At 61.0% G+C, this 14179-nt stretch carries 12 protein-coding genes and 1 pseudogene; 4 read left to right on the top strand and 9 right to left on the bottom strand.

Annotated features, from left to right (window positions below):
• Positions 1-1017: 1017 nt before the first annotated feature.
• From nhoA to ACOI7D_RS10920, 4 genes are all read right to left on the bottom strand, one after another.
• Positions 1018-1863: an N-hydroxyarylamine O-acetyltransferase gene (gene nhoA, locus ACOI7D_RS10935; RefSeq protein WP_050533425.1), complete on the bottom strand. Its 846-nt coding sequence runs from the start codon at positions 1861-1863 to the stop codon at positions 1018-1020.
• A 76-nt stretch (positions 1864-1939) separates the two neighbouring features.
• Entirely contained in the window at positions 1940-3595 is a 1656-nt protein-coding gene (locus tag ACOI7D_RS10930) for an ABC transporter permease (RefSeq protein WP_109547280.1), read from the bottom strand.
• A gap of 55 nt (positions 3596-3650) precedes the next feature.
• Positions 3651-4619, bottom strand: a complete 969-nt coding sequence (locus tag ACOI7D_RS10925; RefSeq protein WP_109547279.1) for an ABC transporter substrate-binding protein — start codon at positions 4617-4619, stop codon at positions 3651-3653.
• On the bottom strand, positions 4616-5317 hold the full coding sequence (locus ACOI7D_RS10920) for an ABC transporter ATP-binding protein (RefSeq protein ID WP_109547278.1): 702 nt from the start codon (positions 5315-5317) through the stop codon (positions 4616-4618). The genes ACOI7D_RS10925 and ACOI7D_RS10920 overlap by 4 nt, the downstream gene beginning before the upstream one ends.
• Positions 5318-5531: 214 nt before the next feature.
• Here ACOI7D_RS10920 and ACOI7D_RS10915 point away from each other — a divergent pair, with 214 nt between their 5' ends.
• The gene (locus ACOI7D_RS10915) at positions 5532-6113 is read left to right on the top strand and encodes a flavin reductase family protein (protein ID WP_072413267.1); all 582 of its coding nucleotides are present in this window, start codon (positions 5532-5534) and stop codon (positions 6111-6113) included.
• 145 nt (positions 6114-6258) lie between these two features.
• Here the strand turns inward: ACOI7D_RS10915 and ACOI7D_RS10910 are convergent, their stop codons facing one another.
• Positions 6259-7083: a helix-turn-helix domain-containing protein gene (locus tag ACOI7D_RS10910; RefSeq protein ID WP_044523479.1), complete on the bottom strand. Its 825-nt coding sequence runs from the start codon at positions 7081-7083 to the stop codon at positions 6259-6261.
• A gap of 203 nt (positions 7084-7286) precedes the next feature.
• Between ACOI7D_RS10910 and ACOI7D_RS10905 the strand changes: the two genes are divergently transcribed.
• Genes ACOI7D_RS10905 through ACOI7D_RS10895 form a run of 3 tightly spaced genes read left to right on the top strand, consistent with a single transcriptional unit; the run spans position 7287 to position 11916 of the window.
• Entirely contained in the window at positions 7287-8858 is a 1572-nt protein-coding gene (locus tag ACOI7D_RS10905) for a family 78 glycoside hydrolase catalytic domain (RefSeq protein ID WP_109547277.1), read from the top strand.
• Between the two features lie 26 nt (positions 8859-8884).
• Positions 8885-10267, top strand: coding sequence for a glycoside-pentoside-hexuronide (GPH):cation symporter (locus tag ACOI7D_RS10900; RefSeq protein ID WP_109547276.1), 1383 nt, complete (start codon positions 8885-8887; stop codon positions 10265-10267).
• A gap of 44 nt (positions 10268-10311) precedes the next feature.
• Positions 10312-11916: a carbohydrate porin gene (locus ACOI7D_RS10895; protein WP_109547275.1), complete on the top strand. Its 1605-nt coding sequence runs from the start codon at positions 10312-10314 to the stop codon at positions 11914-11916.
• A 60-nt stretch (positions 11917-11976) separates the two neighbouring features.
• Here ACOI7D_RS10895 and ACOI7D_RS10890 read toward each other — a convergent pair.
• From ACOI7D_RS10890 to ACOI7D_RS10875, 4 genes and pseudogenes are all read right to left on the bottom strand, one after another.
• Positions 11977-12153 (bottom strand): annotated as a pseudogene (locus ACOI7D_RS10890) (transcriptional regulator); the annotation flags it as partial.
• Between the two features lie 179 nt (positions 12154-12332).
• A complete protein-coding gene (gene pptA / locus ACOI7D_RS10885; protein WP_004891592.1) occupies positions 12333-12560 on the bottom strand; it encodes a tautomerase PptA in 228 nt (75 codons plus the stop codon).
• Positions 12561-12630: 70 nt separating this feature from the next.
• Positions 12631-13248, bottom strand: a complete 618-nt coding sequence (locus ACOI7D_RS10880; RefSeq protein WP_109547274.1) for a glutathione S-transferase family protein — start codon at positions 13246-13248, stop codon at positions 12631-12633.
• Between the two features lie 77 nt (positions 13249-13325).
• Positions 13326-14177, bottom strand: coding sequence for a transporter substrate-binding domain-containing protein (locus ACOI7D_RS10875; protein ID WP_162543154.1), 852 nt, complete (start codon positions 14175-14177; stop codon positions 13326-13328).
• Positions 14178-14179: the final 2 nt, after the last annotated feature.

The raw sequence follows: 14179 nt of genomic DNA, 5'->3' as shown, positions 1-14179 counted from the left end.
GGGCCCTCTCACAGGCTCATATCCCGTAGGCCCGCGCAAGCGCAGCGCCGCCGGGCAAGATATCAGGCACGGTACCTGTAATTTCGCCGGGTGGCGGCTGTCGTCTTACCCGGCCTACAGGGCCCTCTCACAGGCTCATCCCCCGTAGGCCCGCGCAAGCGCAGCGCCGCCGGGCAAGATATCAGGCGCGGTACCTGTAATTTCGCCGGGTGGCGGCTGTCGCCTTACCCGGCCTACAGGGCCCTCTACAGGCTCATACCCTGTAGGCCCGCGCAAGCGCAGCGCCGCCGGGCAAGATATCAGGCACGGTACCTGTAATTTCGCCGGGTGGCGGCTGTCGCCTTGCCCGGCCTGCAGGGCCCTCTCACAGGCTCATACCCCGTAGGTCCGCGAAGCGCAGCGCCGCCGGGCAAGATATCAGGCACGGTACCTGTAATTTCGCCGGGTGGCGGCTTTCGCCTTGCCCGACCTGCAGGGCCCTCTCACAGAGCTCAGACCCCGTAGGCCCGCGCAGGCGCAGCGCCGCCGGGCAAGATATCAGGCACGGTACCTGTAATTTCGCCGGGTGGCGGCTGTCGCCTTACCCGGCCTACAGGGCCCTCTCACAGGCTCATCCCCCGTAGGCCCGCGCAAGCGCAGCGCCGCCGGGCAAGATATCAGGCACGGTACCTGTAATTTCGCCGGGTGGCGGCTGTCGCCTTGCCCGGCCTGCAGGGCCCTCTCACAGGCTCATCCCCCGTAGGCCCGCGCAAGCGCAGCGCCGCCGGGCAAGATATCAGGCACGGTACCTGTAATTTCGCCGGGCGGCGGCTGTCGCCTTACCCGGCCTGCAGGGCCCTCTCACAGGCTCATCCCCCGTAGGCCCGCGCAGGCGCAGCGCCGCCGGGCAAGATATCAGGCGCGGTACCTGTAATTTCGCCGGGTGGCGGCTGTCGTCTTACCCGGCCTGCAGGGCCCTCTCACAGGCTCATCCCCCGTAGGCCCGGGCAAGCGCAGCGCCGCCGGGCATGAGAAAATTTACTTCCCGGCTTCCGGATGGGTATCGAACGCCGCCATCACCGCCGCCAGCGCCGCTTCGCTGAAGCCATGCTTAGGATCGTCCACGCCGAGGCCGAAGCGGGTCTGCAGCCCTTCGTACAGCGCGGAGACATCGGCAAAATCGACCTTCTCCACCACGTGGTTATTGTCCCAGTGGGTAAAGTGGAAATTGGTGAGGGTCATTTTGCCGCCGTCAGGCAGATGACGGCACATCAGCAGGTGGTGACGGAAGTGGGACTGCGGCCAGTGCGCCGACCAGAAGTTACCCATCACATAATCAGACGCATACTGGCGGCCTAAATCGAAATGGTACATCGACTGCCAGTGTTCGTGATGGTTGAACTGCAGCGTCCACTCATCCCCTTCATGCACCAGACGATAGCTGCCGTGCGGCGTCTGCTGCGGGATATCGGCCAGCAGCTTGATCGGCGCGGTCAGCGTCTGGCCGCCGAAGCCAACGTCGGCTACCCAGCGCTCGCCCGCCACTTCCACCAGCAATAAACGGTGAGTGCGCGGCGGCATCTGCGGCGGATTGGCCAGCACCACCCGGCCAAGCAGGCTGCGAACGTTAAAGCCTATTTCGCGCAGCGCGCGCTCCAGCAGGCCATTTTGTTCAAAACAATACCCTCCGCGGCGGCCGGCGATCAGCTTCTCTTCCAGCGCCAGGTCGTCAAGATGGATCTCGCGCGGCAGCAGGACGTCGAGGTTTTCAAAGGGGATGGCGCTGTTATGCTGCAGATGCAGTTGGCGCAAGGTATCAATAGAAACATCAGGCTCGCCCGTCCAGCCCAGACGGGAAAAATAGGCGCGTAAAAAGGGACTCATCAGGGTCTCCAGCTGTAGGTGTCCGACATTTATAGCCTATTTTTCCGCGCCGACCCTCTTTTTTGTGCGCTTGCCGTTAACCGCGCGTGCTGCGCTGCATCAGCGCCAGCGCCGTCAGCATCAGGACCAGACCGGTCAACAGCGTCAGGCTGGCCATCGCCATGCCCTGACCAACGGATCCCTGTTCAAACTGGCGCCAGATAAACACCGCCACGGTCTGCGTGCCGGCGGGCGACAGCAGCAGCGAGGTCACCAGCTCCCGGGACGCCACCGCGAACACCATCAGCATCGCCGCCAGCAGCGCCGGAAAGACCAGCGGCAGGACAATCAACCGCAGCGCCCGCAGCGGCGACGCGCCGTGCACCCGGGCGGCGGGCTCAAGGTTCGGGCCCAGCTGGCGCAGCGCGCTGCCGACATAGCGCACCGGCCAGGGCAGCAGCAGGCAGCAATAGGAGAGCAGCAGCATCCACAGCGTGTTGTAGGGCGAGCGCGGCCAGAAGGGCTGATTCCACAGCAGGATCAATCCCACCCCCACCACCACGCCGGGCAGCGCCGCCGGCATCAGCGACAGCGCATCCACCACCCCGCGCCCTTTGATCTTCTGCACCATTACCAGCCAGGCGGCCAGCAGCCCCAGCACGCCGACGATCAGCGCCGAACCTAACGCCAGCGACAGGCTGACGCCGAGGGCCGACAGGGCATCGCCCTGCTGGTCGAACAGCGCCGCGAAGTGACGCAGCGTGACATTCTCCAGGCTCACCCCGCCCGAGAGGGTCCCCATCAGGCTGGTGAGCATCATCGAGACGGCGGGGACCCCGACCGCCATGCCGCCGACGGTCGCCATCACCAGCAGCGCGGGCAGCGTCATCCAGCCCAGCGACGCTCCGCGGTTTTCTCCCGGTTTACCGGTGACGCTGGTGACCTCCTTCTCACCCACCAGCCGCGTTTGCAGCCACCAGGCGAACAACGCCACCGCCATCAGCAGCAGCGACAGCAGCGCAGCGCCGGTGAGATCCACCGGCCAGTCGGCCAGCTTTTTCTCAATGCCCACCGTCAGCATCACTACTCCCGCCCGACTGCCCAGCGCCGCCGGGACGCCAAACTCCTCGATGGCGAGAGTAAACGCCAGCAGCATCCCCGACGCCAGCGCCGGGGAGAGCATCGGCAGCGTCACGTGCCAGAAGGCGCGCCAGGCGCTGGCGCCATGGACACGGGCGACCATCGCCAGCCGTTGCCCGCTCGCCAGCAGGCTGCGGGAGACGGCAAAGTAAACCACCGGAAAAATGTTAAAGGTCATCACCAGCACGATCCCGCTGCGGCTGAACAGCAGATCGTTTAGCTGCCAGCCGGTCAGCTGCTGCAGATAGCCCTGGCTTTGCAGAGCCAGCATCCACGAGAGCGCCGAGATATAGGGCGGCGTCAGAAAGGGGATCAAAAACAGCAGGTCCCACAGCCGGGGCAGCGGCAACGAAAACATACCGCGCAGAATACCGAGCGGCAGGCCGATCATCACGCTGGCCAGCGCCACGCCGCCGGCAATCCACAGCGTACCGCCGAGCATCGACGGCAGCTGGGGGTCGGCCAGCAGCGGCGCGACGCCGCCAAAGGCGTCATGGAGCGAACCGGCGCTAAAATGGGGAAAAATCGCCTGCAGCAGAATAAACAACAGCGGTAACGCGACCAGCAGCGTCAGGGCGGCAAGCGTCACGCCGGAAAGGAATTTTTGTTTCACAGCGGTTCCTGAAACGAAGCGTTCTCCGGCGGCCAGCGCCGGAGAACCGTGTCAATTAGTGGGCATACAGCTGACTGAAGCGGCTGAGGACGGCGCTACGCTCGCTACTCCCCTCGCCGCTGGTGGGCAAGACCTTCAGCGCGTCCAGCAGCGGGCGTTTGGCGGCCACATCGCGGCGAGCGGGCATCAGCCAGGCGTCGGCGACCCGCGCCTGACCTTCCGGCGACAGCACGTAATCGATAAAGGCTTTGGCCTCATCGGCATGCTGGCTGGTTTTGAGGATCATCATCGGGCGCGGGGCGATCACCGTCCCGCTGGCCGGGAAAATCACCTTCAGCGACTCGCCCTGCTGAATATTGCCGTAGGAGACATAATCCACCGCGCCGAACACCGCCGCTTTCGCCCCCTGCATCACCGGCGTCACTGCCTGGGCGTTGGGGCCGCTGACCACCATGCCGTTCTTTTTCAGATCGTCAAACAGCTGCCAGGCCTGGTCGCCCATGCTGTTTTGCAGGCCAATCAACAGATCCAGCGACGCGCCGGAGAGCGACGGGTCGGGCGTGGTCACCTTGTCTTTAAACGCCGGCTGGGTGAGGTCGCGCCACTCTTTCGGCTCCGGAGTGCCGCTTTTGCTGTTCCAGACGATGCCAAGCGCCGAGACCCCCTGGGCGATATAGTCCGCCGATTTCAGATTAGCCGGTACCTTGTCGGCGTTGGCGCTGTGAAAAGGCAGCAACCAGCCCCGGTTGTGCAGATCCTCCGCGGTATCCCATGAAGCGGAGATCAGCACATCCGCCTGCGGGTTGGCCTGCTCGGCCTCCAGACGGGCCATCACTTTGCCGGTGGTGGCCTGGAAAACGGTCACCTTCACCCCGGTCTGTTGTTCAAAACCACTGGCCAGGCTTTTCGCCAGCGAGCCGGGGCCGGCGGTGTAAACGGTCAGCGCATGGGCGCTGGAGAGCATCATGGCGGAGAGAGCCATCGCGAGTACCACTCCTTTCTTAACGGTCATAACGGTGATCATGCAACTTCCCCTGAGGTTGGCGTAACGGCGCGGACAGCGGCCACGCGGCCCGCGGATAAGTGGACGATCCGGTCGGCTAACAGGTCGGCTTCACGGCGGTCGTGGGTGACATACACGGCGGTGGTGCCGAGCTGTCGCAGCAGGCGGCTCATTTCGCCACACAGCGATTCGCGCAGTTCGCTGTCCAGGTTGGAGAGCGGCTCATCAAACAGCAGCACCCGCGGCGCGGCGACGATCGCCCGCGCCAGCGCCACCCGCTGCTGCTGGCCGCCGGAAAGGCCTGAAGGTTTACGTTCCGCAAAGCCGTCGAGGCCCACCCGCGCCAGCGCCTCGCTCACCCGGCGCTCGCGTTCGGCGCGGGCAACGCCGCGCATGCGCAGCGGAAAGGCGACGTTCTGCGCCACGCTCATATGCGGCCAGAGGGCGTAATCCTGGAAAACCATGCCGATATCGCGCTGTTCCGGGGGCAATCCCCATCCTGCGCGGGCGACCAGCCGATCGCCAAAGCGGATTTCACCGCTGGCCGGCACGCTCAGCCCGGCCAGCAGGCGCAGCAAGGTGCTTTTGCCGCAGCCGGACGGGCCCAGCAGCGCCACAATGCTGCCGGGTTCGATATGCAGCGAGAAGTCATCGAGAATGGGGGTCTCTGCGAAGGCGAATGAGACCGCCTGCAGAGTGATAGGGGTCAGCGCGCGCATTGTCGCCCTCCCTTGCGGGAAAGCAACCCCTGCCCGGCGGTCGACATCCGACGGGGCGCGCTGACCTGGGATAACATCAGGGGAGCCAACATATTGTGATCCTCTTTGGGACTTTGTGCTGGCGACTATAGTCAGACGAGATGACGTATTGATTACATTTTCATTGCGGCTTAACGTGTTACCTGCCAACCGACCCATTACTCAAGGAACGCCTATGAGCCGCTTTCGCCACGTGGAACTGCAGTATGCCAGCCGCCTGCTCAACCACGGCCCGACCATTTTGATCACCAGCTACGACGCGGCGTCCGACCGGCGCAACGTCATGGCCGCCGCCTGGTCGATGCCGGTGGAATTCGCCCCGCCGCGGGTGGCTATCGTGGTGGATAAAAGCACCTGGACGCGGGAAATCATCGAGCGCAACGGCACCTTCGGCATCGTGGTTCCCGGCGTGGCCGCCGCCAGCTGGACCTACGCGGTCGGCAGCGTCAGCGGCCGCGATGAAGACAAATTCAATGCTTACGGAATTCCGGTGGTGAGCGGCCCGGAACTGGGACTGCCGCTGATCGAGGAGAAGTGTCTGGCATGGATGGAGTGCCGTCTGCTGCCGGCGACGGCGGCCCAGGAGCAGTACGATACGCTGTTTGGCGAAGTGGTTTCCGCCGCCGCCGATGAGCGCGCGTTTATTACCGGACGCTGGCAGTTCGATGACGATAAGATCAATACCCTGCATCATCTGGGAACCGGCAATTTTGTCGCCAGCGGCCGCCACGTGCGGGCCAATACTCCGGAAGAGTAGCTCTCCTCGCCTCCGGGGCAATCCTTCACCACCCTGCGCGTCTCTCCCGGGGGCGGCGCGCAGCGCCTTGCCCGGGCTACCGGATCGCAGACCGCTGAGGACGCGTAGCCCGGACAGATGCGCAGCATCTCCTCCGGGGAGAGAACTAGCGCTGCAAACGCCGCCGGTCTTCGCTGGGCGTCAGGCCAAAAACCTTTTTATATAAAGTGGTAAAGTGATTACTGTTGGCAAAGCCGCATAGATAGGCCACTTCGGTAATCGTCATATCGGTCTCGCGTAATTTTACGCGCGCCGAAACTAATCGCAGACGCTTTAAATAATTATCCGGCGTCAATCCCGTCGCCTCTTTAATATGGCGAAATGCGGTCCGCGTAGTGAGATGGAATTTCTCCGCCAGCTGCTGCCAGTTATGCTCTTCAAAACAGTGCTCCTGTAACCAGGTCAGCAATTTATGCAGCTTATATTTGGTGGTGCTATATTCGGCTTCGGTTTCGGCATGAAGAATCGTCGTCACCAGCTGGAAAAACGCGGCTTCGCGCAGAGCAATATTTTGCTCCTGCCGCAGCTCGGCAGAAAATATCTTATCCACCAGTTCCTTGCAGATATGGCGGGTGTCCGGCGCCAGCCAACCGTAGCAGGACGCATTCTGCGCAGAGAAAGTCTGTAATAAGGTATCGAGAGGCTGTAAATAATGAAAGCCTACCAACGGATTAATCAGCACATTAATTAACTTAAGCGTCCCCAGCTCATCATAATAATGAACGTCGCCAGGCTGAACGTAAAAAACGTCGCCCTGTTGAATATATAGTGGCCTGCCATTAATAACGTGTAAACCGTGCCCTTCCTCAACGATCACCAGCTCAGCAAATTCATGACTATGTTCATGGCTATTATCTTCCGGATCGCTGGCATACATGCCCAGCTTATCCTGCGGATGGGTGAAATAATACTCAACGGTCAACATCATCATCTGTAAAGTCCAAAACGGCTTACGGCGCAGAGGCAAGATAATGCATTTTCCCGACCGCCACGAGCAAGATGTTTGGAATTGTGATCGGCAACTCGCCCATCTCATTATCAGTGCCAATCTGGCAAATGCATTGGCATTGCCAGAGTGGTTGCCCCCGTGGCCGGCATCTTATGCTGCGGACAAATAAATACAGAGGACGCAGTATGTCACAGGCAATTCAGCATAATTCTCAGGTCTCGATGACCCGCCACCCGGATTTTCTACGCACCGCCGAGACGCTCCGGCCCACGCTAAGTCGGCAGGCGTACCCGCCGATCGCCGTGGTGGAAGCCCACGCCGACGCCACGGCGCTGTTTGGCTGGCGCGCTGAGCCGGTAAGTTCCCTGGCCGCGTTTTATCAGCGCGAGCTGAGCAGCGGCGATAGCGTCATTATTGATTTTGGCAGCCACTTTGTTGGCTACCTGCATTTTCTCTGTCAGAGCGTCGGGAGCCCGCCGGACGCTCCGGCCCATCTGCAGTTCACCTTCGGCGAAACGCTGAGCGAAGTGTGTGAGCCGTTCAGCGATTACCAGGGCTGGCTAAGCAGCAGCTGGCTGCAGCAGCAGGATCTGTGGCTTGATGTTCTGCCGGCCGACGTTGATCTGCCGCGCCGCTACTGCTTCCGCTATCTGAAGGTGGAGGTCAAAGCCGTGTCGCGCAAGTTTCGTCTGCAGTTCAACCAGATTGAGGTGAATGCCGTTACCTCCGCCAGCGGCGCATGCCCGGCAGCGACAACCGCCGACCCGCAGCTCAAGGCCATCGACAGCGTTGCCGTTCTGACCCTGCAAAACTGCATGCAGGAGGTGTTTGAGGATGGCCCCAAACGCGACCGCCGCCTGTGGCTCGGCGATTTACGTTTGCAGGCGCTGGTGAACGATGTGACCTTCACCCGTCACGATTTAGTACGCCGCTGCCTGTACCTTTTCGCCGGGCATACTCGTGAGGACGGTATGGTATCGGCCAACGTGTTCGTGCAGCCGGATATCATTGCTGACGATACCTTTCTTTTTGATTATTCTCTGTTTTTTGTTGACGTTCTCTACAACTATCTGCAAAGCGCGGAGGATATTGCTACGGCCCGCGAGCTGTGGCCCACGGCCCGTCGTCAGATTGAACTGGCGCTGAAACGCTGCGACGCCTCCGGGGTTGTGCGCGATAGCGACGACTGGTGGGTGTTTATCGACTGGCAGGCTTCGCTGAATAAACAGGCTGCAGCGCAGGGCGTGCTGATTTACTGCCTGCAGCGCGCCGTCTGGCTGGCGGAGCGTTTCGAACCTGAGCTGGCCGTCCGCTATCGCCAGCGTTTACAGCAGCTTAAAGCTGCGGCCCTCGATGTCTTATGGGACGAGCAGCAAGGCTTCTACATCAGCGGCGAGCAGCGGCAGGTCTCATGGGCATCGCAAATCTGGCTGGTACTGGCGGAAGTCGGTACTCCCCAGCAGCGCCGGGAGATCATGCATAATCTGGAGCAAAATCCCCCCGCGATCGCCATGAACACGCCATACCTGCGTCACCACTATATTGCCGCTCTTCTGCAGTGCGGGCTGCGCGACGACGCTATTGCGCAGATCAAAGCCTACTGGGGAGCAATGGTCGACTACGGCGCCGATACCTTCTGGGAAATCTTCGACCCGGCGCATCCTGATTTTTCCCCTTATGGCAGCAAGCTGATAAACAGTTATTGCCATGCGTGGAGCTGCACCCCGGCCTGGTTTATTCGCCAGTACGGACTTTAACAACAACGATAAGCGAGTTTACTTTTATGGCAGAAACAACCTTTACCCTTTGGCGGCAGCGCCTTGGCTATGGCATCGCCGACCTCTCCTGCAACCTTGTGTGGCAGATGATCTCTCTTTATCTGATGTTCTTTTACACCGACGTGATGGGCCTGCCCGCTTATTACGTAGGCCTGATGTTCCTCGTGACGCGCCTGGTGGACGGCGTTGCCGACGTGCTAATGGGGCTGGTTATCGACAATACCGCCACCCGCTGGGGGCGCTGCCGTCCGTATCTGCTGACTGGCGCGATCCCCTTCGGACTGCTGTGTATTCTGGCCTTCTACGTGCCTGATTTTGGCACCACCGGTAAGCTGATCTACGCTTTTGTCACCTATCTGTGCCTGTCGTTTCTCTATACCCTCGTTAATATTCCATTCTGCGCCATGCTGCCGTTTCTGACGAACGACTCGCGGGAGCGCACGACGCTGTCGGCGGTACGTATTCTGCTCGGCTCGCTCGGCGCGACTATTGTCGCGGTCGCCACGCTGCCGCTGGTTGGCGCGCTGGGGAAAGGCAATCAGGAGCACGGCTTCTTCTATACGGCGGTGGTTTTCGGCGTTATTGCCACCTTTTTTCTGCTGGTGAGCTTCCGGAACGTTAAGGAAAATATCAGCATTACTCAGGAGCGCATGACCTTAAAACGCGCCTGGGTCAGCCTGCGCGCCAACCAACCATGGTTCGTCTTCGCCATCAATATTTTCCTGATGTGGGGCGCGTTTTTCTTCCAGACCGGGGCGCTGGTCTACTTCTTCCATTATTACGTCGGTAATAACGATCTCACGGCGATCGTCGCCGGGATCTCCACCTTCGTTCCTCTGCTGGGTACCCTCACCGTTCCGCTGCTCGCCAGCCGGATGAAAAAGCGCCACGTCTATCTGGTCGCCAGCGCGATCAACCTGGTCGGCATGGGCATGATGATGGCGGCAGGCGTTAACAGCTGGGGTCTGGTTGCCGGAGCGGTCGTACTCTCGCTTGGCGCCGGACAGCGCACGGCAATTTACTTCTCTATGCAAGCCGATCCGGTGGATTACGGAGTATGGAAAACCGGCATCAATACCGCCGGCATTTTAACCTCCATCAACGGCTTTCTTGGCAAGGTGGCGATGGCGGGCGCGGGAGCCATTACCGGGGTCCTGCTCTCATCCGGCGGTTATATCGCTAATCAGACGCAAAGCGACGGCGCGATGCTGGCGATAAAAGCCTGCTACCTCTATATCCCGGCGCTGCTGATTGTCGCCTCAATGCTGTGGATGGGTCGCTTCTACCGACTCGACGACCAGTACGAGCAGATCCGCGCCGACCTTGACGCTGGACGCCGTGCGCCGTCGAACCCATCGCCCGTTGCTGGAGAAAACCACGCCCTGTAAGGCGCAGCACCCCCTACATACCTCTGAAAAAAATAAGGATTGATATGCGTATCTCTTTGATTAGCGCAGCGGTTTGCTGCGCCCTTTTTTCGGCTTACGACGCGAGTGCGGCCCCGCTCACCGTCGAACAACGGCTGGCGCAGCTGGAGGCCCGGCTTAATCATGCGGAGCAGGAGGCCGGAGAGGCCAAACGTCGGGCGCAGCAGGCGGAGCTGCGCACCAGCGCCGCGGAACAACGCGCGGCGGCAGCGGAAAAGCAGGTGCAGACCCTCAGTCAGCGCACCGCAGCGACCGAGCAAAAGCAGCAGGCTGCCGACAAACAGCTGGCGAAAAGCAGCCTCAGCGATGGCTTCGAGTTCAACGCCTACGCGCGCTCCGGGATGCTGGTTGACAGTCATGGTAAAGGCGCGCGCGGCGGGCCGGGAATCTCCCCGGCCAGTTCGCTCAACGGCGATGCCCACGTTGGCCGTCTCGGCAACGAGAAAGATAACTACGTGGAGCTCAGCTTCGGCAAAAAAATGACCTTCAGCGACGGGTCATGGGCGCACTTTAAAACCATGCTTGCCGACGGGGCAACCAACCCGGATCCATGGGTACAGGATAACGACAGCCACCACCTGAACGTGCGTCAGCTGTACGTCGAGATGGGCAATTTCGCCGATTTTTCCGGGCCGTTCAGGAGCGCGTCCATCTGGGCGGGCAAGCGTTTCGACCGCGATAATTTCGATATCCACTTTACCGATAGCGATATTATGTTCCTCGGCGGTACCGGCGGCGGGATCAATGACGTGAAGTGGGGGGATACGCTGCGCGGCGATTACTCGGTCTATGCGCGTAACTTCGGCGATCTGGGTAGCGATAATTACCAGGATAACGATATACAGAACCTGATGTTCACCGCCAACCACTTCTGGAACAACTGGCAGCTGATGACCACGGCGATGACCGCCCAGGGCAATGATGATCTGAAAGATAATACCTCGACCACCGGCAGTTACGCTCTGCGCAGCGATAATACGGCGAAAAACGGCTACTACGCGATGCTGGCATATCACGACAAACAGCAATTCTATGGCCTCGCGCCGGGCATATCGGAGAGCGCCCTGCAGTACGGCGGCGGGCTGGGCGCCGAGGCGCGCCAGCCCGGTAGCGATGGCGATCTTACCGAGAACGCAAAGTCCCTGCGTTTTGCGTCCTACGGCATTTTGCCGTTGGGAAAAAACTGGCAGCTTGCACCATCGGTTATCGCCCAGCATAGCGAAGATCGCTACCGCGATGGCGACCGCTACGATTGGGCAACCTTTAACCTGCGAGTTTCCCAGAGCATCACCCGCAACTTCGCCCTGCTATACGAAGCGTCCTGGCAATATATGGACCTGAATCCCAACGGCCGAACCTATCGCTATAATGACAACGTGTATCAATACCAGGCGGTGAGCGGCGATTTTTACAAGCTGACCTTCGCCCCGACGTTCAAAGTGGGCGATGTGTTGGATATCAAAGCGAGGCCGGAGCTCCGCTTCTTTGTCACGTGGATGAACTGGGATAAAGACCTGGATCGCTATGCGATCAACGATGATTTCGGCAGTAAAGGCTTTACCGCCGGAGGAAACTGGAACTTTGGCGTGCAGACGGAGATTTGGTTTTAATAAAGTAGCCCGTCCGGGGCAAACGCCTGGACGGGTTGATTTAAATACACGCTGTTACTTAACGCCAACGGCCGCGGCAAAGTCCTGCTGTTTTAAACCTGTGGCTTCACGTATCGCTTTCACGTCAATTTCGCTGAAGGTATGAACGTGCTGCTCCTTCGGCATTTGTTGACCTTTCTCGATCCTGACCATTTCTTCTGCACTCGCCAGCAGATCGGCAAACAATTCGTCTTTCATACCCACCTCGGTTGGCTCTCTGGCGCTTAGGATAGATGAACATGCTGTTTCTCTCAGTGCGTCGCCGGAGAAGCCCCTCCCCGGGGGCGGCGCAAAGCGCCTTGCCCGGGCTACGGAACTGCAGACCGCTGAGAACGCGTAGCCCGGACAGATGCGCAGCATCGCCTCCGGGTGTCGGGTTACATGCTATAACCCGGCTTCTTAATCAACTGCGCCATCTGCGGGGCGATCTCACTGTCCCACACCGCCTGCCATGCGTCCGGCTCAACCTGAGTGAGCGCGACGCTGACCGCGCCCTCTTTACTGTTCAGATGGCGGATCAGCACCTCGGTAATGTCGGCGGCCAGCGCGGTTTTTTGTTCGTCAGTCAGTTCACGGGGAAAGCATTTAATATCAACATGCGGCATAGCAAAGACTCCTTGTGGTGAAGGCCATAACGCTACCACAGAATGGCGGTTGCGGTTGGCATCGCGTGCGTTAAATCAGCTTGTTACGTCGCAGCGCCGCGGCCAGCTCCGGTCGCTGATAGACCGCCAGGGCGACGGCGGCAAATTTGGGCGAATGGGCGTTAAACCACGCCTGCCTGGGCCCCCAGCTATACATCGCCGCGATATAGCAGTCCAGGAGGGTAACCGACGCGCCCAGCGCCCAGGGCCCGGCGACCAGCTGCTGTTCGAACCAGAGATAGAGGTTATTCCGGTACTGGCGACAATTTTCCACCAGCTGCTCCGCCGCGGCGGGCGCCCAGCGTTCCGGGTAGTCGGCATAGGTAAAGGTGGGATAGACATTCGCCACCAGCCAGATCAGCAGACGCTGAAACTGCTGACGCTGCGGCGTCCCCGGCGCGGGGGCCAGATCGGGGCGCTGGTCGAGGATCATCAGCGCGATGGCGGCGGTTTCGGTCATGATGCTGCCGTCGGCCAGCCTGAGGGTGGGCACCTGGCACAGAGGGTTAATCTGCCGCAGGCGCTCGCGCGCCGGGCCGGGCTGGTCAAAGCCCTCGACGTCAACCACCTCGTAGGGAATATCGGCCAGGGAGAGCATCAGCTCGCTAATCGTCGAGCCCCATCCCGGCACGCCATATACGGTAATCATGGTCTGCCTCCAGGGTAAAGCCTAAGTGTAGGCAGAAAATTGCCGCTCACCCACCCGGCATACCCTGGCCCTGGCGGTTAGTAGGTGATCCCCGGCGGGTTGACTACCGACTGCGCCACCGCTTCGCCCTGCTCTCCCCAGCGCGCCAGCACCTGTTGATATTCACCGCGGGCGATCGCCCCGTCGAGGGCGGCCTGCAGGGCAAAGACCAGACCGTTGCCTTTTTTAGTGGTCGTCGCCACCCACGCTTTTTTCGGCCCCAGGCCTACCACCCGGGTCTGGCCGTTAAGGGCCGCTTTATAGGCGGCCACCGACTGCGGGCCGAAAAAAATATCCGCCCGCCCGGACTGGATATAGAGGTTGCCGGAGGCATCATCGGTCAGGTAGACCGGCTGGGCCGGCGGCCGCCCGGCGGCCCGGTTGTCCTCATTCCAGCCCAGCAGGATCCGCTCCTGATTGGTGCCGGACCCAACGATCACTTTGCGCCCGGCAAGGTCCGCGGGTCCATGCACCGCGGCGATGTCGCTGGTGGATTTCACCGAGAAGGCCAGAGAGTCCACCCGATAGGTGGCGAAATCGAACTTCTCTTTGCGCTTCTCGGTTACCGCGATATTAATCAGCGCCACGTCATAGCGACCGGCGGCGATGCCCAGCGGCCAGTCCTCCCACACGGTGGGCACCAGCCTGAGCTTCAGGCCAAGGCTCCCGGCCAGCAGGCGGGCTATATCCGGGTCGCTGCCGATCCGCGTGCGGTTGTCGCTGGCCAGCAGCGCCAGCGGTGGCGAATTGAGCGCTGAGATTGCCACCGTCAGCGTCCCCGGCTCAACGAAACGGTAGCCCGGCGGAATTTTCGCTATCGCCTGCGGGTCGCGGGTGACCGGCAATGGCTGCTCATTGGCGCGCAGATCCAGCGCCGCGTGAGCGTCCAGCG

Source organism: Klebsiella sp. C360 (assembly GCF_048822415.1).
Classification (GTDB): domain Bacteria; phylum Pseudomonadota; class Gammaproteobacteria; order Enterobacterales; family Enterobacteriaceae; genus Klebsiella; species Klebsiella quasipneumoniae.
This window is presented reverse-complemented; position numbering and strand designations above follow the sequence as displayed.